General features: G+C 45.7%; 12 protein-coding genes, 5 pseudogenes and 1 riboswitch. Of the genes and pseudogenes, 7 read left to right on the top strand and 10 right to left on the bottom strand.

Translation table 11 applies throughout. The features are described 5' to 3' along the window. Window positions 1-33: 33 nt before the first annotated feature. Window positions 34-1,806: a hypothetical protein gene (locus ACV7NC_RS05865; RefSeq protein ID WP_458154567.1), complete on the bottom strand. Its 1,773-nt coding sequence runs from the start codon at window positions 1,804-1,806 to the stop codon at window positions 34-36. A 191-nt stretch (window positions 1,807-1,997) separates the two neighbouring features. On the opposite strand from ACV7NC_RS05865, the gene ACV7NC_RS05860 reads away from it, so the two are divergent. After that, window positions 1,998-3,143 carry an aldehyde dehydrogenase family protein gene (locus ACV7NC_RS05860; protein ID WP_458154566.1) on the top strand — a complete coding sequence of 382 codons (1,146 nt, stop codon included), beginning with the start codon at window positions 1,998-2,000 and terminating at the stop codon, window positions 3,141-3,143. Between the two features lie 250 nt (window positions 3,144-3,393). Here ACV7NC_RS05860 and ACV7NC_RS05855 read toward each other — a convergent pair. From ACV7NC_RS05855 to ACV7NC_RS05845, 3 genes and pseudogenes are all read right to left on the bottom strand, one after another. After that, window positions 3,394-3,819 (bottom strand): annotated as a pseudogene (locus ACV7NC_RS05855) (transposase); the annotation flags it as partial. 112 nt (window positions 3,820-3,931) lie between these two features. Then, window positions 3,932-4,213 carry a transposase gene (locus ACV7NC_RS05850; protein ID WP_458153864.1) on the bottom strand — a complete coding sequence of 94 codons (282 nt, stop codon included), beginning with the start codon at window positions 4,211-4,213 and terminating at the stop codon, window positions 3,932-3,934. A 91-nt stretch (window positions 4,214-4,304) separates the two neighbouring features. Then, window positions 4,305-4,964 (bottom strand): annotated as a pseudogene (locus ACV7NC_RS05845) (transposase); the annotation flags it as partial. 106 nt (window positions 4,965-5,070) lie between these two features. Here ACV7NC_RS05845 and ACV7NC_RS05840 point away from each other — a divergent pair. Beyond that, window positions 5,071-5,268 (top strand): hypothetical protein, encoded by a 198-nt coding sequence (locus tag ACV7NC_RS05840; RefSeq protein WP_458154564.1) that lies wholly within the window; start codon window positions 5,071-5,073, stop codon window positions 5,266-5,268. Window positions 5,269-5,349: 81 nt separating this feature from the next. Here the strand turns inward: ACV7NC_RS05840 and ACV7NC_RS05835 are convergent, their stop codons facing one another. Further along, window positions 5,350-6,699 carry a hypothetical protein gene (locus tag ACV7NC_RS05835; RefSeq protein ID WP_458154563.1) on the bottom strand — a complete coding sequence of 450 codons (1,350 nt, stop codon included), beginning with the start codon at window positions 6,697-6,699 and terminating at the stop codon, window positions 5,350-5,352. A 124-nt stretch (window positions 6,700-6,823) separates the two neighbouring features. Continuing rightward, a riboswitch (cyclic di-GMP riboswitch) is annotated at window positions 6,824-6,910 on the bottom strand. A gap of 409 nt (window positions 6,911-7,319) precedes the next feature. Here ACV7NC_RS05835 and ACV7NC_RS05830 point away from each other — a divergent pair. Both ACV7NC_RS05830 and ACV7NC_RS05825 read left to right on the top strand, forming a co-directional pair. After that, a pseudogene (locus ACV7NC_RS05830) lies at window positions 7,320-7,994 on the top strand (transposase); the annotation flags it as partial. A gap of 302 nt (window positions 7,995-8,296) precedes the next feature. Then, on the top strand, window positions 8,297-9,307 hold the full coding sequence (locus ACV7NC_RS05825; RefSeq protein WP_458154562.1) for an acyltransferase: 1,011 nt from the start codon (window positions 8,297-8,299) through the stop codon (window positions 9,305-9,307). A gap of 136 nt (window positions 9,308-9,443) precedes the next feature. On the opposite strand, the gene ACV7NC_RS05820 is transcribed toward ACV7NC_RS05825, so the two are convergent. The 5 genes and pseudogenes from ACV7NC_RS05820 to ACV7NC_RS05800 all read right to left on the bottom strand — a co-directional run bounded on the left by ACV7NC_RS05820 (window position 9,444) and on the right by ACV7NC_RS05800 (window position 15,105). Then, window positions 9,444-9,590, bottom strand: a complete 147-nt coding sequence (locus ACV7NC_RS05820) for an integrase core domain-containing protein (RefSeq protein ID WP_458154560.1) — start codon at window positions 9,588-9,590, stop codon at window positions 9,444-9,446. A gap of 179 nt (window positions 9,591-9,769) precedes the next feature. Continuing rightward, window positions 9,770-10,829, bottom strand: a pseudogene (locus tag ACV7NC_RS05815) (IS3 family transposase); the annotation flags it as partial. Window positions 10,830-11,108: 279 nt separating this feature from the next. Continuing rightward, a pseudogene (locus ACV7NC_RS05810) lies at window positions 11,109-12,067 on the bottom strand (IS3 family transposase); the annotation flags it as partial. Window positions 12,068-12,166: 99 nt separating this feature from the next. Beyond that, window positions 12,167-13,468 (bottom strand): hypothetical protein, encoded by a 1,302-nt coding sequence (locus ACV7NC_RS05805; RefSeq protein ID WP_458154559.1) that lies wholly within the window; start codon window positions 13,466-13,468, stop codon window positions 12,167-12,169. A 710-nt stretch (window positions 13,469-14,178) separates the two neighbouring features. Beyond that, complete coding sequence (locus ACV7NC_RS05800; RefSeq protein ID WP_458154558.1) at window positions 14,179-15,105, bottom strand: peptidylprolyl isomerase; 927 nt, start codon at window positions 15,103-15,105, stop codon at window positions 14,179-14,181. Between the two features lie 166 nt (window positions 15,106-15,271). Between ACV7NC_RS05800 and fdxA the strand changes: the two genes are divergently transcribed. Genes fdxA through ACV7NC_RS05785 form a run of 3 tightly spaced genes read left to right on the top strand, consistent with a single transcriptional unit; the run spans window position 15,272 to window position 21,865 of the window. Further along, window positions 15,272-15,595 carry a ferredoxin FdxA gene (fdxA, locus tag ACV7NC_RS05795; RefSeq protein ID WP_458154557.1) on the top strand — a complete coding sequence of 108 codons (324 nt, stop codon included), beginning with the start codon at window positions 15,272-15,274 and terminating at the stop codon, window positions 15,593-15,595. 31 nt (window positions 15,596-15,626) lie between these two features. Beyond that, window positions 15,627-18,383 (top strand): PD-(D/E)XK nuclease family protein, encoded by a 2,757-nt coding sequence (locus tag ACV7NC_RS05790; protein WP_458154556.1) that lies wholly within the window; start codon window positions 15,627-15,629, stop codon window positions 18,381-18,383. 2 nt (window positions 18,384-18,385) lie between these two features. After that, the gene (locus ACV7NC_RS05785; RefSeq protein WP_458154555.1) at window positions 18,386-21,865 is read left to right on the top strand and encodes a UvrD-helicase domain-containing protein; all 3,480 of its coding nucleotides are present in this window, start codon (window positions 18,386-18,388) and stop codon (window positions 21,863-21,865) included. Window positions 21,866-21,893: the final 28 nt, after the last annotated feature.

Below are 21,893 nucleotides of genomic sequence, written 5' to 3'. Positions count from 1 at the left end.
TCGGCTGCCTCGAAAATGTTTTTCAACGGCCTGTTAAGGTACCGGCCTGCGCGTTTCCTGAAACCATACGCGGTATTGCGCCATGCGGGCGCGTTGTTCCGCCGGCGCCTGACGGCGGCAGGTCGCATATTCTTCGGTATCCGGTTGCGCACCCCAGCGTATTTCGGCGCAGTCATTGGGGTTATAGGCGATCTCGAATCCGGGTTTGCGCGCCAGCACCTCAGCGATCGTCAATTCCCATTCGCTGCCGTCCGAACGGATATAGCGGATGCTGCTTTCCTGGATGCGCTTGGCGTGATGCTGCTCGATCATGGTCTTGGCTTGTTCCGGGCTTTGGCCATTCAGCACGAATAATTCCGGATGGTGCGAAATTTTTTTCGGAAGACCGTTCAACACATTGATCGCAATGATCAAACGCATATCTCGCGATGGCGTGGAATAGTCCTCCCAAGGACCGACAGTCTGAAAAATTGCTGCGCCGCTGGGCATCGCGATTGTGCTGCGCGGATTTTTTCGGAAATACGTTTCACCGTTTTGCACCGAATTGACGCGGGTTTCCACTTGTTCGATCAGCGCCGACAGCATGGCTTCGTACGCTTGCAATGGATCCAATCCGTGCGGATTGATCAGCTGCGTTAACCGCGCGTAGAAATCATCGGGGGTGAGATAATCCTGTTCCAACGAATAGGGCATAAAATCCGTATGCTCGCTCAATTCCTGATTCGACAACATGCGCCCCGCGCCCGATGAGGACAACACGACCGGACGGAATGCTTTAAAGCCGGGACCGGCATTTGCCGTGTTGGCAAACAACATCGTGCCTTCCCATACGCGCTTGCGTGCTACGGAGTTATCGGGTTGGGCGTCGACTGCCAGCAACATGCCGGGACGGCCGGTTGTTTGTGGCACCCACTCTGCTACTACCAGAATATGGCCGTAGGGATCGGCATACACGGTACCCGGCCATAACGTCTCGCGGCTGAGGGGAATCGGGTACCAATCGGTATTATCTGCGGCAAGACCGGTTCGCACCGAACCGGAATGTACGGTGTCCGCCAGTTGCCGGTAGCGCTTGCGGAAATTGGTTTGTGTTTGTATGCCCCGAGTAAACTCGCTGACGATGGTAGGCGCGCCGCAACTCGGCGGCGCTTTGGCCGAGCCGCGACCGCACGCTCGAAAGGCCATCGGCAGGCCGATCTTCCAGGCGAAATAAGCGCGCAACGTGTAGGGCAAATCCGCGCAATCCGGTGTCAGCGGCAGATTGCTATCTTCGTTAAGACCCAGATAATTATGCAGAAAATTGCGCTCGCTGTTACGCAACACAGGTTCCAGCGAATTGAAGCTGAGGTTTTCCTCGTGCGGTGCGCCGAACAATTCCTCGATCCAGGCTGAATAAAAGGCTTCAGTAGCTAGATTCCATGTTTCCGGTTTTTGTTGAATGGCTGATTTTCCAATGCCCATCGAAAGGCATCCTGCTTGTTGATGATTTCTGGTTGCGATGACTCGATAGAGGCCGTCATCAAGGTTTTCCAAGTTTGCGATCAAACTCCAGGGTGGCCCGCCGCGCTGACGGATTGGTAGCGTTATTGGCTGATCTTGTGCATTCATCAGAATCAGCTCCGATAACGGACTGTCAGTTGACACAGCCATGATTTTGACCGGTTGTCCGGCCTGAGGTGACAACGGCGAAATCCAGATATGTGTCGTACCGGTTTGTTCGCATGCGATATCGTTGGCCGACACTATTGGTATTTGAAGATATGTCCACAGACAGACGGTCCAACTAATCAATCGCAGAAAATTCATGGATGACCTCGGTATATTGGTTGCCCGGAAACCCTTAATGCACTGATGAAGAGCACTGTAATCCGTATGCGCAATTGCTATTCGGCGGGTGATTGCATTGATTAAATGCGAACACTATTATGTCATTTGTAGTACTTGGTGCAAGCACTGAGTGTGATGGCGAATAACTATCTGATTTATGGAGTTTTATTATGCAGATGCAATCGATCAATCCGGCCACGGGCCAAATCATGCAATCCTTTCCGTTATGGCAGGCTGATCAAATCGATACTACATTGGCTCAAGTGGAGTCGGCGCAAGCTGGCTGGGCAATGCTCGATTTCGAGCAGCGCGCCCGGTGCATGCGGAATTTGGCGCAGGTATTCCGCCAGAACAGTGAAACCTATGCGCATATGATCACCGAAGAAATGGGTAAACTGCTCAAAGAAGCGCGTGCGGAAATTGAAAAATGCGCGATCGGTTGCGAACATTACGCCGAGTATGCGGCAATGTACTTAAAGGACGAGATTATCGCCTCTGATGCCAGCCGCAGCGTAGTCGTTTATCAACCGCTCGGTGTCATTTTGTGCATCATGCCGTGGAATTTTCCATTTTGGCAATTAATCCGCGCCGCCGCACCGGCGTTGATGGCGGGTAATGCGGTGGTGCTGAAACACGCATCAAATGTGCCGCGCTGTGCATTGGCGCTGGAACAAGCATTTCAGCAAGCTGGTTTTCCGGAAAATATCTTCCGCACGTTCATGATCAGCGCTGAACAAGCCGAACGTGTGATCGCCGATCGCCGCATTGCCGCCGTGACGTTGACGGGCAGTAGCGCCGCTGGGCGTAAAGTCGCGGCGCTTGCCGGGCAGCATTTGAAAAAATGCGTGCTAGAATTGGGCGGATCGGATCCGTTTATCGTGCTGGACGATGCCGATGTCGAATGGACCGCGCAGCAGGCGCTGATCGCCCGGCTGCAAAATATGGGGCAAAGCTGCGTTGCAGCAAAGCGCTTTATTTTGCTGGATACTATCGCCGATGCGTTTGTGGAGCGGTTGCAAACGCTTATCAGCCAGTTGCAAAGCGGCGACCCAAAGAATGCCGAGACCACTATTGCACCCCTGGCGCGTATGGATTTGCGTTCTGACTTGCATGCGCAAGTAGAGCGGAGCCAAGCATTAGGCGCGCAACTAGTAACAGGCGGCTTTCCTATTGGTACACAGGGTGCCTATTATTCACCGGCGATTTTGGATCATGTGCAGCCAGGCATGCCGGCATTTGACGAGGAGCTGTTCGGCCCTGTGGCTGCCATCGTGCGCGTCAAAAATTCCGAAGAAGCGATCAATCAAGTTCTATAGAGATACTTTATGCTGAAATATCCATAAGTCTATGATATCTTAAAAATATATTTGCATGAGCTGAGCATGCCGAACGGAAATGCCAAGGAAATTCTGATTTATTTGAAACATTAATCAAAACTGCAGATGCTTCATAAAGCCTATTATATTGATATAATGTGATGGAAGTAAGCTTTTTTGAACAGAGATGTGCATCGAAAAAGATTCAGATTCGACGGGATCGGTCTCTGGTCGAAAAAAAGCGGTAACTCTAAGAATAGAAGTGGACCCCATTTTTCGGACAGATTCCTAAGGAGTTATTTTCCGACATACCAACCTGCTTTTGCAGCCTGACCGACTCATAATAAACCTGATCTGGCGTAGCCATTAAGGTCTGGTGCTTCCGGTTTTCATTGTAAAAGTGAAAATACTTTGCCAATGATTGCTTGGCCTCAGACGCTGATTCATAAGCATTGAGATAAACTTCCTCATATTTGACGCTACGCCATGGGCGTTCGACAAATACATTATCTTTCCAAGCACCCTTGCCATCCATGCTGATATCAATGCCGTGGTTTTTCAATATGTTGGTGAAAGCTTCGCTGGTGTACTGTGATCCCTGGTCTGTGTTGAATATATCCGGTGTTCCATAATGGTAAACCGCTTCCTTCTCCCTTGTCATACACCAGAAATAATCATAGCTCGCGGTTGATAATAACTGCTCGATCTTGGTATATCCAACAATTCGCAACGCCGCACCCTGGGGAGCTGATGTGCCGTCTGAACCTTATCTTTCCTCCGCGCCCGATCTAGCGACCGAGCGCTTTGGACAAAAAATCATTCTCCATGGTCAATTGACCAATCTTGGCTTGCAGTGATTGAATCTCTGACTCCCGATCCGGTGCCAGCCCCTTACCCGACGCAAATATTTCATTGCTGTTATCAATCAGCTGTTTCTTCCACTTCACAATCAGATTGCTGTTGATGCCATACTGCTGGGCTAACTCGATTAGCGTCTTGTCGCCCTTGATTGCCGCCAGTGCAACTTTTGATTTAAACTCCGGTGAATGATTTCTGCGTTTCTTGCTCATTTTCTGTACTCCTCTTATTTATAAAAATAATCATACAGAAAATAACTCCTTAACTTTGACCCTCTGGTGTCCAGCTAACTGGATCCACTTCTCCACCGGTCTTGCGGCGCAATTCCTTGCCTTCCTTGGCGTAGCTCTGCTTCAAGGTGATGCCGCTTCGTTTGGCCGCCTGTACGATTTTGCTGCGCGCAATTTCCAGCAAGCGACTATCCACCGGATGCGCAATCGCTTTTTCCTGTACTGTCGTATCGACGATGACACGTTCGAATTCAGCCGGTTTGACTACCTTCGCTTGCACAGCTGCGTCAATGGTTGCTTGCAGCAGCTTTTCGACACCGGACTCACCAATCGCAGTGCGAAAGCGGCCTATCTGAGTAGCATCACAGGGCAGCTTCGGTGTGTAGTACGCCTGCCCGCTGAAATACTGCCAGACCACATTCTCGGACCAGCGAATCACCAGTTCTTCATCACTCAGATTGAATGCGTGCTTCAGATACAGCAAGGAAGCCATCAACCGGATGGGCAAACGAGGCCGGCCCGCAGCACTCACTCCTGTGCCCGCAGTCGCTAACGTTGTACCGAAAATATCGCTGAACTCTACCATGTGGCCTTGACGATTCTTGCGCTCGAAAGCTGGTGCAAGGGCTGCTTCAATAGCAGGCCACGGTAGTCGACTTGCCAATACCGCCGAGGGATGGTGCAGATCGATCATCTGGTCGAGACGGGCACGGAAAAAATCATCAGTCGGCATTTAAATTTCCCCTAATTTCCTCAGGTTTTGATGCCTATATTATAATTTCCGAGGGATCTCAGCGTTTACTAATTCGCATGAATTCCAATATTTATAGGGTCTCCAAGTGTTTTGCAGGACTGACCAATTAGCATCCCGGCATGGAATCCATCCGACGCAGATCAATAGCTGGAAGCGGCATTTGGTTGAGCAAGCTTCGGAGTTATTTGCCCGTAGTGATGGCGCTGGCAAAGACAAGAGCAGCGTCGATGATTTGCATCGGGTGATCGGGAGCTATAGTCAAATCTGGTGTATGGAGAATTAAGCGGCTTGCTGGAGGCTGCAGATTACCAAATCACCCCCTAGCTTTGCCGGGAGTGATTTGACTGTGAGGATACTAATTATATTAGTGAGTTACGGCAACCGCTGAACTAGAGTTAGAAAAGTTTTCAGCAGCATCGAAAGCCTTTACAGTGTAACTATAGAGTGTACCTTTAGCGCTGCCGGATATCGTATCTGTATAACTAGTTGTAGTGCTTACTCCAATTTTTACCCCATTTCTATAAATCGCGTACCCTGCAACACCGACTGCATCGGTTGAAGCAGCCCAAGATAACGCGACTGAAGCAAATGTAGAGTATTTTCTATATGTGCTTTTTGGAGAGGCTGGAATTGTTGGTGCAATCGTATCAAAGTTATAGCATGAAACACCGCCACCACATGGAAAGTCATCCCATATTTCGAATCCGGTAATATGAGATTCGACGGGGCCATAACCACCGCTGTATGTGTTATGCGGCATAATCCGGGTGATTGGTAGATTGTAATCTCCCATGTTCGAGCCATAGTGGTCGACAATTTCTTGGCCATTCACTGCAGCCCAGAAACGTCCATCGCTACCGCTCGAACGATTCCAGTAAACTTCGAATTTAAACCATTCACCAACTGGGATTGGTACGGCGCGGTTTACTTCAACCCAGTAGGTGGTTTTCGGATCGGGGCCGTTGGCATTATTGTCTCCAACTGTTAGCCAATACAATTTGCCATCGGCACCTTTCATTATGTTTGTGATGATTCGATAATCGCCAGAACCGTCATTGCCGCCATAACCTCCCGTTTTAAATTCAAATTGAACGCGCCAATTTGCAGAGGAGATTGTTGCATCCAATTTATCCGCCAGGTCAGCCGGATATTTAATCCAGTATGTCATATACAAATTCTTGACATCGCCAGCCGTATAGGGCCTTACAAATAAAAATGGTGACTGAGAACCAGCTTGACCTGGATTGCCAATAATTTTTACATTCTGAAAGATTTCATTAACAGTCTTTCCTTTGGGTCCGCTGACAGATCGAATTTGATTAGTAACATAATCATTGATTGTTGTAGAAGTAACGGGATCGATTGTAATGAGCTGAATGCCCGAGAATCTCGAGCCAAGCACATTAAGAGGCCAGCTATAGCCAGTTTCTTTATCTATTCCAGTGAATTGTTGCCACGCTCCTTTACCGTTGGTATAAAAAGCATAAGGTGCGCTAAGAGTTACGCCAGAGCCAAAATTCGACCTGAAAAGCATTTTGGCTGCGTGTGTATGGGAAGAAACCATGGCGATGATGAGCATCATCGCGACGAGTTTTCCTATTCGGAACAACGTAGAAGTGTTGTTACTCTTAACAGCGGTTGTTTTTGGTTGAAGTGCTCTATCAACCATTAATGGTGATTTTGTTACAGTTACTACACGATGATCGATGTTCATTTTCGATTCCTCCTCAAAGTTTCAAGGACGGAACTGCAGAGATACACTTCGAATTAGATTGCTTGAATTACTGCGTAACCATGGAATGGTTGCGTAGATGTTTACTAAAACGAACAGCGCTATCTGTGGCAGTCCTGCCATCTTGGGGTATTTGCCCTTTAGATCAGTGACTTTGCGTCCTCTGCTTTCGCAGAGTTTGCCCTTTTCGTACTACGATTATCTGAAAGCATTATTCGTGCCAACTATTCGTGTCAATTTTTTATTGAGACAATACACAGTGAAGTGGTACTACACGACTGAACAGGTTGCTAAGCTCTGCCAAACGAAAGTGTGCTCACAAATCGGATAATCGGATAAGTGTTAATCTTGCTTAATCTAGCTTCGTGAAGTTCACGGTAAAAAGTCAGTCCTGCAAAACGCTTGGAGACCCTATAAATATTGGAATTCATGCGAATTAGTAAACGCTGAGATCCCTGGGAAATTATAATATTGGCATCAAAACCTGAGGGAATTAGGGGAAATTTAAATGCCGACTGATGATTTTTTTCGTGCACGTCTCGACCAGATGATCGATCTGCACCATCCCTTGGCGGTATTGGCAAATCGACTACCGTGGCCCGCTATTGAAGCAGTCCTTGCACCAGCTTTCTATTGTGCTGCGAGAGATCAAGCGGAAACTGGCGACGGCAGAACTGGAGTGCTTCGCATCGTTCCAACATCTGAACACGCTGCTGGAGCGAGTACAGCGGATTTACCAGCAGCAACCGAAAGACAAAAACAAACTCTACGCACTGCATGCCCCGGAAGTCGAATGTATCGGCAAGGGCAAGGCGCGCAAGCCTTACGAGTTCGGCGTTAAAGCCAGCATTGCGATCACGCACAAGAACGGCCTGATGGTCGGTGCAAAAACCTCCCCCGGCAATCCCTACGATGGCCATATCCTTCATAAGCAACTCACACAGACACAGACGTTACTCGAAAACGCAGGATCAACGCCGAAGCAGGTCATTGCCGATCTCGGATTTCGAGGCGTGGATACCGACAACCCGGACGTGAACATCATCCATCGTGGCAAGTACAAGTCACTCACAATGCCGCAGCGGCGCTGGCTCAAACGTCGTCAGGCCGTGGAACCTGCGATTGGGCATTTAAAGTCGGATCACCGAATGGACCGCTGCTGGTTGCAGGGCAAGTTGGGAGATGCGCTCCATGCTGTGTTGTGTGCGGCGGGATACAACCTGCGCTGGCTGATGAGGGCAGTACTCCGCTTGGGGCTAAAAGGTATTTTGTTGCCCTTTGCCTTGCTGCAGTTGATCAACCGCTTCCGCGCAAAACAACCATATATGGGCGAAGCTTTCTTGTATACAAAGCTACCACCACGGTCATGTGAATTTTGCAGGGCCGACTGATTAAATCTCTGAGCACCATTTTGACAATAACTTTTAATTCAGGGGAGGATTACCGATTTCTTCATCATAGCGCACCTTTTGTTTAAGAAAAATCTACTTTAAGTTGGATCAAATTCCCGAGGAGACTACAATTAATCCCAGAAAAATGTACAAACCTCAAGTAGGATGGCAGGTTCAGGAAGAAAACTATGATTTGGTTGAATAATTCTAGAATAGTCGCAATGTTTGCAGTCGTATTCCTGCATTCTGCTGGACTTGTAGTCCTTTATAGTCCAATTGGAACAGAAAATTGGTGGTTAGGCAACATATACGACTCTCTTACTCGATGGTGTGTTCCTGTTTTTGTAATGATTAGCGGAGCATTGCTGCTTGATACAACTAAGATGGAAGACTTAAAGTCATTCTATATTAAGCGTCTTTCTAAAATCATGATCCCTATTATGTTTTGGACTGTTTTCTTTTTGTTATGGGTGGTTTTAAAAAAATCATTAAAAGGGGAAATTATTGAAGCGGGAGATTTAACAAATCGACTCTTGTCTGGTGCACCATACTTCCATTTATGGTTTTTATATATGATCTTTTTTCTCTACTTGTTTACACCTTTTTTTCAAAAAATTATTTCAAATTCATCGCGCTTTGAGATCTTAGTACTAATTCTGTTTTCATTCACTATTTCTGCGCTAAATGCTTTTGCAGCAAAGTTTGAATCATCTCAATCAAGTCTGTTTATTAATTGGTTTCTTACATACATCCCATATTTCTTTCTCGGAAATTTTATTAGAACGGGCCAGACTCATTTCAGCAAACCTATTTTGTGGATAGTATTCACCGTATCAGTTTTCTCAACAGCGATGGGATGTTACTTTGTCACAAAGAACCAGGGATTGGATGCTGGTCTATATTTTTACCACTATCTGAGTATCACTGTTATTCCTATGTCAATTGCTATATTCTGCCTACTGAAAAATTGGACAAAACCAATATATAATGTGCAATTAACCAATAAAATTTCTTCCCTAACATTAGGGATTTATCTAATACACCCAATTTTCCTTGAGATAATTCAATACACGGGGTATGGGCCTCTATCGTACAATTCAATGATATCAATCCCTATCGCTTCCGTTGTTGTTTTTTGTTTGTCTCTAGGCATGGTTTGGGTAATCAATGCAATTCCATACATGAGGAGGATTATATAAAAAACTCGGCCGTGTAGTCTCCCCGAATTTTCGACCCAATCAAAAGTAGGGGTTATTGGGGTTTTGCCATAGCGGACTGGATAGGTGGGAGTCTGCCAAGTGACTTATGGGGGCGTTCATGGTTGTAGCGATACCGCTACTCCTCGGTCATGCGGCGCACCCCATTAAGTGTTTCAAAAACGTAGCAGTCCAGCACCTCGTTACGATAAGTGCGATTAAACCTTTCGATGTAGGCTTTCCGGGTTGAGTGAATCGTAAGTCGATGCCATGATGCGCTGCTCAATCAGCCAGTAATTTGCTGATAAATTCAGGGCCATTATCGACACGTAAGCGCTCTGGCTTACCATAAATCTCAATGAGCTCATTCAATGTCTGGACAACGCGGGAAGCAGTGGACCCCATTTTCGGACAGATTCCTAAGGAGTTATTTTTCGACATACCAACCTGCTTTTGCAGCCTGGCCGACTCATAATAAACCTGATCTGGCGTAGCCATTAAGGTCTGGTGCTTCCGGTTTTCATTGTAAAAGTGAAAATACTTTGCCAATGATTGCTTGGCCTCAGACGCTGATTCATAAGCATTCAGATAAACTTCCTCATATTTGACGCTACGCCATAGGCGTTCGACAAATACATTATCTTTCCAAGCACCCTTGCCATCCATGCTGATATCAATGCCGTGGTTTTTCAATACGCTGGTGAAAGCTTCGCTGGTGTACTGTGATCCCTGGTCTGTGTTGAATATATCCGGTGTTCCATAATGGTAAACCGCTTCCTCAAGTGCGTCGAGACAGAAGCTGGCACCCAGGTTGTTAGATACACGCCAACTCAGCACCTTGCGGCTATACCAATCCATAATGACTGTCAGATAAAGAAAACCGGATGCCATCGGCAGATAGGTCACATCGCTGCACCACACCTGATTGGCCCGGTTGATCTCCAGATTTCGTAACAAGTATGGGTATACCTTGTGCCGCAGATGTGGCTTCGAGGTCTTCGGACCAGGATGAATCGCCTGTATACCCATGAGTCGCATTAAACGCCGCACATGTTTTCTATCTGCTTTATGGCCTTGTTCTACCAGCGCATCTACGATTCGCCGCGAACCAAGAAAAGGTTTATCCATGTGAATTCGGTCAATCAATTGCATTAGCAACAGATCTTCTTTAGCTACCGGTTGCGGTTGATAATAACTGCTCGATCTTGGTATATCCAACAATTCGCAACGCCGCGCCCGATCTAGCGACCGAGCGCTTTGGACAAAAAATCATTCTCCATGGTCAATTGACCAATCTTGGCTTGCAGTGATTGAATCTCTGACTCCCGATCCGGTGCCCCAGCCCCTTACCCGACGCAAATATTTCATTGCTGTTATCAATCAGCTGCTTCTTCCACTTCACAATCAGATTGCTGTTGATGCCATACTGCTGGGCTAACTCGATTAGCGTCTTGTCGCCCTTGATTGCCGCCAGTGCAACTTTTGATTTAAACTCCGGTGAATGATTTCTGCGTTTCTTGCTCATTTTCTGTACTCCTCTTATTTATAAAAATAATCATACAGAAAATAACTCCTTAACTTTGACCCTCTGGTGTCCAACTAACTGGATCCACTTCTTTACCAACCCCACTTACCGGACAGGACACTCACGGTGCAATTCAAGGCTCCTATTAGGTCACGAGTATTGGGCCTGGTAACGCTTGGGGAATACCTGGACCAGATCGACAGGTCAACGCAAAGGCATTTCGCCAATCCCAGCACGGGTCAGATCAAGTCAGGCATTCCGTATCATATTAAACTGAGTATCCCAGCAATTTCCCAGACGACTCATGCTGCCAACAAAGCCATATGCTTTCAGTAGATTGCGGTATGCTTTGCCGGCATACTGCGCCCCGCGAGTCCTGCTGCACAATCAAACCAGGTGATGGCCGGCGTAGCCAGATCGCCATTCGCAATGCATCACAAACCAGTGTTGCTTTCATCCTTGAACTCATGCTCCAACCGACTACTTTTCTGGAGAATAAATCGATGACAACCGCCAGATACAGCCAGCCTTCCTGAGTCCAAATGTAGGTAATGTCGCAAAAATAGACTTGATCCGGTTTGGCAACCGTAAATTGTCGATTCAAATGGTTCTCAAACACTGTCAACGGGTGATTGCTGTTCGTCGTCACCTTGTATTTCTTCCGGTGTCTCATTTGCATTCCGGCTTCCTGCATTAGTCTTCTTGCCTTCCAGCGACTAACCCGATAGCCCAAGGCATTCAGTGCTCGTTTCACCCGGCGGCTGCCATAGTGTAATCGCATGATTTCGAAACATTCTGCACAGCATCAAGCAGCTGTTGATGATACAAATCACCAGACTGGTCTCTACGGTACTGATCATAGTCATAGTAAGCACTACGGCTCACACCCAATAGCCGGCACATTAGACCGACCGGGTAGGTCTTCTTCTTTTGGGTGATGAACGAATATTTCACTTCGTTTCTTGCGCGAAGAAGACCGCCGCCTCCTTTAATATTTGCCGCTCCAGCTTTAATTGTTTGTTTTCTATCCTATGTCGCCGGATTTCTTCCTGTTCCGGCGTCAGTTTCCCATTGCCGCGAAATGCCTGACCATTAGTATCCGCCTGGCTCTCCTTGACCCAGCGCCCAAGCATGTTAGCCCTAATTCCCAGGCTTCTGGCAGCTTCTGCTATTGTTAATCCTTAAGCTGATTGTATCCACAGCTTAAATTTCTTTGTATAGTGTTTCCTCGGTTCCATTTCTTCCTCCAATTAAGACTATATTCTCTTAACTGGAGTGTACAGGTCTATTGGACCACATCATGTGAATTTTGCAGGGCCGACCATTTAGTGTATACGCTAATAAACTATTGGCACTGCTGAACTCATAGGGGTATAGTTTCCAGTGGCATCAAGGGCGCGTACTGTATAGCTGTATAACCTCCCTGTGGGGCTTCCGGAAATCGTATCAATAAAATTGGGTGTTATACTTACCCCAATTCTTGCGCCGTTTCTGTAAATTATATAGTTCGATACCGCGACATTATCTGTGGAAGGCAACCAAGCCAGTGTGATAGATGCAAAACTTGAATATTTTGCGAGCTTTCCGGTTAACGAAGTCGGTGTAGTCGGGGGTGTTTTATCGAAGTCGTAGCATGAGACGCCATCTCCACAAGGAAATCCATCCCATATTTCAAATCCCGTAACATGCGATTCTACGGGGCCGTAGCCACCGCTGTATGCGTTATGGAACATAATTCGCGTGATTGGAAGATTATCAATTCCCATAATTGGGCCTCTGTAATCAACAATTTCTTGTCCGTCGACAGCAGCCCAGAAACGACCGTCACTGCCACTGGAGCGATTCCAGTATACTTCAAATTTAAACCATTTATCTAAAGGAACAGGAACAGTGTGATTTGCTACGGCCCAGTATCTAATATTTGAGGCGGGGCCATTTGCAATATTATCACCGGCTGTTAACCAATAGAGTGAACCACTTGTATCCTTCATGACATTTGTAATAATTCGGTAATCACCTCTGCCATCGTTGCCGCCGTATCCACCTGTTTTAAATTCAAATTGTGTACGCCAGTTTCCGGATGAGACACGACTATCCAGCTTTGAAGCTAAATCGGCTGGATACTTAAACCAGTAGGAAACATATAAATTCTTTACATCACCAATTGTCGAGGGTCTGATCATCACAAACGGTGATTGTGAACCACCTTCACCCACATCACCTTTTATCTTAATATTTTGGAACAGTTCATTAACCGTTCCAAAAGGTCCGGTAACGGTTCTTATAGAATTTGAAATGTAAGATCCGATGGTTGATGGCTCAATTGGATCAATTGTTATCAGTTGCAGACCTGAAAATCTAGCTCCCAATGCTCGAATAGGCCAGCTATGACCTGTATCTTTATCAATACCGGTGAATTGTTGCCATGCACCTGTCGAATAGAAACCGTAGGGCGCGCTTAGGGTAATTCCAGAACTAAAATTTGACCGGAATATTATCTTGGCTGCTTGGGTGTGAGTAGCAATTGTCGCAATGATACATAGTAATAGTATTGTGAATAATTGCTTGAATCGACGGGAACGAGCGGTTTTGATGGTTAGAGGCCGTTTTATTTGTAACGCTGGGTTATCGAAATTCATATCGATTTCTCCTTCTAATATGAAAAGTTTTGCGTTGATACACTTATAAACAAATGGTAATTGTCTTAAGTTGCATCACGATTACGCTTTAACGTAAAAGATGCGGTTATCGAGCAACCTGATTATCTTGAGTCTACTGCCCTTAAGGCGAGATCAGAACTGAGTGAAGCTTGTGATTTCTCTCATAGAGGGATTCGTCTGCTTCATGTCGCATGTTGGTGGTGAGGAAATGCCGCTCTGATTAAGTTATGAAACCGAGCAACATAATTGAAATTATTAAGTTAGGTTGTCAATCTCCATGAAATTAATGAATTAGCATATGAAGTAGAACTTATCTTATGCATTAAAAATATTAATCTATAAATTTGAGGATAAAACCGGGAATAACCGCAGATTTTTGCTTTTAATCAAAAAAAGAATGACATTTTCTGTAGCATGTTGGCAAAAAATGTCAAAGCGACTTTAGAAGATACTGTTTATAGACGATGCGTTAAACAGGTATATGTAAATCCCGTTTCTTCAAAGAATTTTTTAAATTTATCTCATGAATGTAACCATCGAATTTAACCCGGTTACTCTTATTCATAAATGAGACTTATTATTAAATATACTTCAAACTTTCTACTTAAGAAAATATTTTTTATGCAAATGTTATTAATTTCGAACGATGGGTTGTTTGAAATTGAAATATAAATGTCGGTATTTAATAGTTAATCATAGCTGATTAATTGGAATCTATAAGTTGCTAAATCGATAAGTTGCATGGTGACATTGTTGACAATAGTCTTGGCGTTAATCATCACGGATGGAATGTGAAGCTGGCCGCTTGAACTTGAGTACGTCGCAATATTCGCCGGTTTATTTGCAAGCGATTTGATACTTGCTGGTTCAAGCTCGAACATAAGGGATGGACTCGTTTCGATTAACCGCAAATTGACATCTAATGCGGTACTGGTTCCAATATCAACGGCAAAGCTCAAAATTTCCTGGCTAAATATACCGGCGACAGGTGTGATAGTTACTTGATTGATTGTTACAAGATTTTCGATCGTGATCGCTGATCCGTCGGAGCCAATAATTGGCGCCGGCGAACGGTTGCTGCCAAGGTTGATGTTGGAAACCGGAAGATCTTCAATCGCGTCGATGATGTTCATCCCATCGAATATAATCCGCCCAAACACGGTGAAGCCTCCATTTTGTGTATCTAATTGACTTGGTGGACCGGAATTGTCGGCAAGATTGATAAACCATTGGCTCGTAGCGCTGTTGGGGTTGCCGCCAATTTTAGCCATGGCAACTGTTCCTCGCGTATTTGAAATCTTAAATTCATTCGTAATGGGTGGGAATGTGTTTACTGCCGAGAGAATTTTTCCACTGGCATTCTCATTGATCTTATAGCCACCGCCTTGAATCACAAAACCAGGCACGCTACGGTGAAAAATCCCGTTTGTGTAAGCGCCACTATTGACATAATTAAGAAAGTTGTCAGTTGTAATAGGTGTGTGTGTTTCAAACAGCTCCATACAAAATTCTCCAGCGTTGGTATTGAAGCAGGCTACTGGATTTGCTTGGGAAAAAGGAGGTAGAAATAGCAGGGTAAAAGCCAGTGCAAATTTAAATTTTTGTTTGCAGTTCATGATATTCAGACAAATTGAGTTTAGATAAAACATTTTACTGATGAAAATCAATGTGCAGCAATCTTTTTATGCGAAAAAATCGACTGATGCTGAGTGATGGCGTTAGTGATTGGAATTCTGTTAAAATAAAAAATTAAATTCAAGAAACAAGCAAGGAAGAGTTGACATGGCTTATGTTGTAACTGAAAATTGCATTAAGTGTAAGTACACGGATTGTGTGGATGTATGTCCGGTGGATTGCTTTCGTGAAGGGCCAAATTTTTTGGTGATTGACCCTGATGAGTGTATCGATTGTACATTATGTGTTGCCGAATGCCCGGTGGAAGCGATTTACGCTGAGGACGATGTGCCGGATGAGCAATTGCATTTTATCGAATTGAATGCTGATTTATCTAAAAAGTGGCGGCCAATTATCGAGAAAAAAGACCCGCTGCCAGATGCTGATGAATGGGCAAGCGTTAAAGACAAACTGGATCAACTGAAACGTTAAACTCCCGGCGGTTAGTAGTTTAACTACCCGCATGTTTGATTCTTCGCAATATCCGCAAATCCCCCTTAAAGAAGTATTTAAGCGCTTACATGCCGGCGGAACGGTTATCACACCTAACCGAAGGCTTGCTTTAGCGCTTAAAGAAAAATTTAATCAGCACCAAATTGATCAAAAGAGGGTGGTCTGGCATTCTGCCGATATCCTGCCATTCGATGCTTTTATCGAACGCATATATTACGATGCGCTTTATTCAGGGGATTCCTTATCCTTACCTTTGCTATTGACGGACGCGCAGGAACAAGTACTGTGGGAATCGGTTATTCAACAATCCGAAGTTGGTACAACATTACTGAGGGTTTCACAAACAGCTCAATTGGCACGCGAAGCTTGGCGGCTCGCGCATGTCTGGCGATTAATTCCACAACTGAGCGGCTATTTACCCAATGAAGATGGAAGAGCGTTCTTGGATTGGGTCGAGTCGTACCGGTGTATCACGGCAAGTCAGGGATCGACTGATCAAGCACGGATCTGTGATCTCATTACAGAATGCTATGACACGCTTGAAATAAAGCAATATGCATCACTAATTTGCTTCGGTTTTGATGTAATAACGCCACAGCAAAATAATTTCTTCGAAAAACTGCGAGTTTTGGGTTGCGAGATTACCGCGGTTGATTCTCTATCGCAGCAGCGGGTGCCGCCGGAAAATGTTCGGCGCGTGGAATACTTGAATAGCACCGATGAGATTTATCATACAGCGCTGTGGGCGCGGTCCAAAATTGAAAAGGCTGATGCTGCGGTTCGTGTCGGTATCGTGGTTCCGGCATTAGCAAGTTATCGAAATGCTTTAATCCGGACATTTAATGCGGTTTTGCAACCAGATGTCAGGTCAGCATTGCCGGGTGCCGATCATTCAGTAGCGTTCTATAATATTTCGCTGGGTTTAGCGCTCGCAACCTATCCGGTCATTGAAACTGCGTTCATCACTTTAGCTCTGATCGATCAAGAAGTTGAGTTCCATCAACTCAGTCATTGGTTACGTTCACCGTTTCTAAAAGGCGCTGAAACCGAGATGGGCCAACGTGCATTGCTCGATACCGCGATCCGGCGGTTTGCCGCGCCGATGATTTCATTGTCGCAACTGTTAGAGCTGGTCAGGCGCGTGAATGGTCATAAAGATTGTCCTGTTTTATTTGCTTTCCTAACCGAAATCGATGCATACCGCCAGGCAAAATTGCCAAGTAGCGGGAGTCACACGGATTACGTCAAGGTTGTTGCGGAAATATTGCAGCTTTGTGGATTTCCGGGTGAGCGTAGTCTGAATTCCGAAGAATACCAGACCGTTGAGAAATGGCAAACGCTGCTTGTAGAGTTTGCCAGATTGGATCAAATTTTATCAAGAATTACCTATTACCAGGCAATCAGCCGTTTGAAATGGATGGCGAACGATACTGTGTTCCAGCCTGAATCACCGGAAGCCCCTATACAGATTTTGGGTGTGCTGGAAGCCGCAGGGATGACATTTGACTATCTGTGGGTGATGGCTCTCTCGGATGACCAATGGCCACTCCGTGCCCGCCCTAATCCCTTTTTACCAGTTGGGCTACAACGCAAAGCCAAGTTAACGTTAGGTTCAATTGAAGAATCTTCGGCCTTTTGCCGGCGCTTGATGCAAGGATGGTTTACGCATGCTGAAGAAGTGATTGTCAGTTCACCCAAGTATCGGGACGGTGATAATCAACAAGAATTATTGCCCAGCGCGCTGATTCGATCAGTACCCATTGAAGATTTTGTGGTGCCCGAGTGGCTATCGCATCGTGACTTGATTATCCAGTCTTGTGAGATGTTGCGGATTGAAGATAGCCAGACATTACCGTTGCCGGAAGAAATCGCGCGGCAAGGTGTTCAAGGCGGTACATCGGTTATCAAGGATTTTGCCGCTTGCCCATTTCGCGCTTGGGCAAAGCACCGCTTAAATATTGAAACTATCGAAGAACCACATGTCGGTTTGGATGCCAGGGAAAGAGGGTTGCTGGTTCATCAGGCATTAGCTGACGTTTGGCGAAAGCTGACTACCAAACAAGCATTGGACGAGGTCTGCGCGAAAGATCTTGACCGGTTGATCACGGAAATCGTTGACGATGCGATTTCTGCATTGCGGCGAATCCGTCCTGCATTGTTACCTGATCGATTATTGCAAGTCGAACAGAGGCGTTTGGTTCGATTGATTCATGAATGGCTGAATCAAGAAAAAAATCGCGATTGCTTTACCGTGATCGCGATTGAGGAAAAATTCAGCGTTCAATTGGGTGGGCTAAAATTAGGCGTGCGGCTGGATCGGATGGATGAATTGGCGGATGGACAGCGGATTATTATCGACTACAAAACAAGCATGCAATCGGTTCAATCGTTGATCGGGGAACGGCCGGATGAACCGCAATTACCGCTGTATATGGCGATGCCCGATCAAGAGGGGGTAATTGCGGGAATTGCATTTGGAATTGTGAGGTCAGGCGCCGTTGGATTTGTTGCATTAATGAGTAATCCTGGCTTGTTGCCCGGAATAAAAGGTTATTCCCAATTAGGCGGAGGTAAGTCTTTTGAAAGCTGGCAGGACGTGATTGACGCATTCCGGCAGAATCTGACAAATCTTGCGATTGGGTTCTGCAGCGGTGAAGCCAGCGTGGATCCCAAAGAATTTCCAGCAACCTGTAAATTTTGCGATATGCATATGTTTTGCAGAATTTATGAACGAGTAAGTGACGCTATTGATGAAGAGGAGCAATAAAAATGCCGAGAGTTCCTATTGTTCCTGATGCTGATGATCGCATTCTTGCATTAAATCCTTCCCAATCATTTATTGTGCAAGCGCCGGCGGGATCGGGCAAAACCACGATTTTGATCCAGCGGTATCTTAGATTACTCGCTTGTGTTGATGCGCCCGAAGAGATTGTCGCAATCACATTTACGCGAAAAGCCGCTGCGGAAATGCGCTCGCGTGTTTTAGCGGCTTTACAGATAAATCAATTGGCGGAGGATGATACATCCCCTAATGAAAAGTTAAACCTGGAATTGGCAGAAATGGTTTTGCAACGAGATCGTCAATTTGGTTGGCAGATCTCGGAAAATCCTGATCGATTAAGAATACAAACTATCGATTCTTTGTGCGCTGCCTTGACCCGGCAAATGCCCGTTCTGTCAAAATTCGGCGCACAGCCTGAAACGATTGAAGACGCAGCCCATTTTTATGTGGCGGCTGCTCGTGCGACTTTAAGATTGATTGAACAAGATTCGGAGATTGCCAACGATGTTGAGCGATTACTTGAACATCTAGACAACGACTATGCACGAACAGAAACATTGCTTGCCGATATGCTTGCACGCCGCGATCACTGGCTGCGCCATTTGCATGCAAGAACCCGAGAGGAATTGGAATGTGCGTTGCAAAATTCCCGCCGTAATGCCCAACTGAAGACATTTCAGCTATTGCCTGAGGTCCTGCATCGTGAATTGCTGCAGTTACTGCAATATGCGGCTGCTAATCTTATCGCGGAAGGTAGCGCATCGGATATTACGCGCTGTGCCGATCTTGAAACAATATCAATGGCAACAATCGAGCAGTGGCAGGGGATTGCGGAATTACTGTTAACTAAAGATGATACCTGGCGGAGAAGAATTTCAAGAAAGGAAGGTTTTCCCATAGGGAATACCAAAATCGAAAAAGACGCAGCCAAATCCTGGAAAGATCGATTTGAATCGCTCATTGCTCAGTTGAGTCAGATAAAGGATTTTCAGTTAGCGTTGCCGATAATGCGTCAACTTCCGCCTCCTAGCTATACCGAGCAGCAATGGGAAATTCTTGGGGCGATCATGCGATTGCTACCTTATGCGGTAGCGCAGCTACAGGTTATTTTTCAGGAGAACGGTTGCGTTGATTTTTCTGAAGTTGCACAACGGGCAATATTGGCGCTGGGTGATTCGCAGGCGCCGACAGACTTGGCGTTGGCACTGGATTTCCAAATCAAGCATTTACTAATCGATGAATTTCAGGATACTTCGATCAGCCAATTCGAATTGATTGAGAAACTTGTTGCCGGTTGGGAAGAAGGCGATGGTCGCAGTCTGTATGTAGTGGGAGATCCGATGCAATCCATCTATCGTTTCCGTGAAGCGGAAGTTGGGTTGTTTTTACGGGCTCGCAATATTGGAATTAATAATCGAAAGCTTTGGCCAATAACTCTGAGAGCTAATTTCCGGTCCCAGCAGGGGATTGTCGATTGGGTGAATCGGGCTTTTGCACAGATCATGCCGGATCAAGAGGATAGCGTAACCGGTGCGATAACATTTTCTCCCTCAGTTGCAACGCATCCGCTGCTGGAACGAGATGCTGTGAACGTACATCCTGCATTTGTACGAGATCCAGACGCAGAAGCCGCGAAGGTCATTGAAATTATCCAATTCACCCGGCAGCAATATCCAACGGATACGATTGCAATTTTGGTGAGGAATCGTAATCACTTGCATGAAATCGTAAAACAATTGCAAAAAAATGATGTGCGCTTTCGTGCAGTCGATATTGAAACACTGGCGACTAAGCCGGTCATACAAGATTTGCTGGCGCTGACTCGTGCATTAATCAATCCGGCTGACCGGCTTGCGTGGCTTACTTTGTTACGTGCGCCATGGTGTGGATTATCATTGCAAGATATCACTGCGCTGATGAGCATTGATCAGCAAGATAACTCTTCCCAAGCTTCTGTCTCTAAACGGATTGTATGGGAATTAATTTGTAACGAAATCCGGATGAAAAAAATTTCCGGTGACGGAAGAAATCGGATACGCAGGTTGCGCGAAGTTCTTAAGCCCTGCATGATACATCGCCGGCGCCAATCACTACGCATGACAGTGGAAGCTGTTTGGAATGCACTAGGTGGCCCAGGTTGCGTCAAACCTAAGTCTCAGGATAAAAAAAGCATCGTGAAGCATTTGGATGATGCTGCAAGATATCTGAATTATCTTGAGGAGCAAGAAGTGGCTGGCAATCTTCTGGATATCGCGCGATTCCAAAGTGGTTTGAACGTGCTTTATGCTGTCCCGGATTTGTCCGCCGATGATTCATTACAGATTATGACAATTCATAAAGCCAAAGGACTTGAGTTTGATACTGTTATCGTGCCGGGTCTTGGTAACATCCCTCGCAGCAATGAAAAGCAACTGCTGCAATGGATTGAACAACCCCGTAATCAGTTTTATTACGAACATGGTGTTCAAACTTCGGATTTGTTACTGGCGCCTGTTCGAAAAACAGGTACTGAAATTGATCCGATTTATTCTTGGTTGGAAAAACTTGATTGGGATAAGGGGCAACTGGAAGCGGATAGATTGCTGTATGTTGCAGCAACACGTGCTAAGAAATTTTTGCATTTGCTGGGACATACAGAGTTGTCCACCGAGAGCAATGATCGAAGTGAAATGAAAAAACCGAAACGAGGCTCGTTGCTTGAGAGGCTTTGGCCTGCCGTAGAACGAGATTTTCTGAAGGTTGCAGATGCGAATCAAGTGCTTAGGAAGAATTACGCTGTAGATACTGATCATGGTAGCTCGGTTAGAAAAAAAATCAATCAGGAAATCAATCGGCTTGATTCAGAATGGGTTTTGCCGGATGCTCCTGAATCAATCAAATTGCAAAAGATGTGTGAGAATAATCCAGTAAACGAAGCAATTGATTTCTTCTGGGTAAGTGATATGGCGCGATATGTCGGAAGCGTTGTGCATCGATGGTTGCAACAAATTGCGGAAGAGGGGCTTTCAATATGGACCGTGAAGCGGATACAGGAATTGCGGAATCAATTTAAACACAATTTGTTAGTGTGCGGAATGAGTGATGGTGATCAAATGGAAGCCGCGGTTGAACGTATCATACTGAGTTTGACAAGCGTCATCACGGATGATCGTGGGCGTTGGATCTTGGGGCCACATCGATATGCCCAGAATGAGTTGAAAATCACATCAATTTTAGACAACAAGCTCACTAATTGGGTGATTGATCGTACATTTTGCGATTCGAATAATACCCGGTGGATTATCGACTATAAAATCAGTAGTCACGAAGGATCCGATTTGCAAGAGTTTCTTGATCGTGAGAGATTTCGCTATCAAAATCAATTGCATAATTATGCCAGGATTATGCAACAGGTTGATTCAAAGCGAATAAAGTTAGGTATTTATTTTCCACTGGTAAGCGGTTGGTGCGAGTGGGAGTTTTTTTGAGTAATTTTATTCGAGAAAATGCTATCGA

It is taken from the genome of Nitrosomonas limosa, from assembly GCF_054188085.1.
This window is presented reverse-complemented; position numbering and strand designations above follow the sequence as displayed.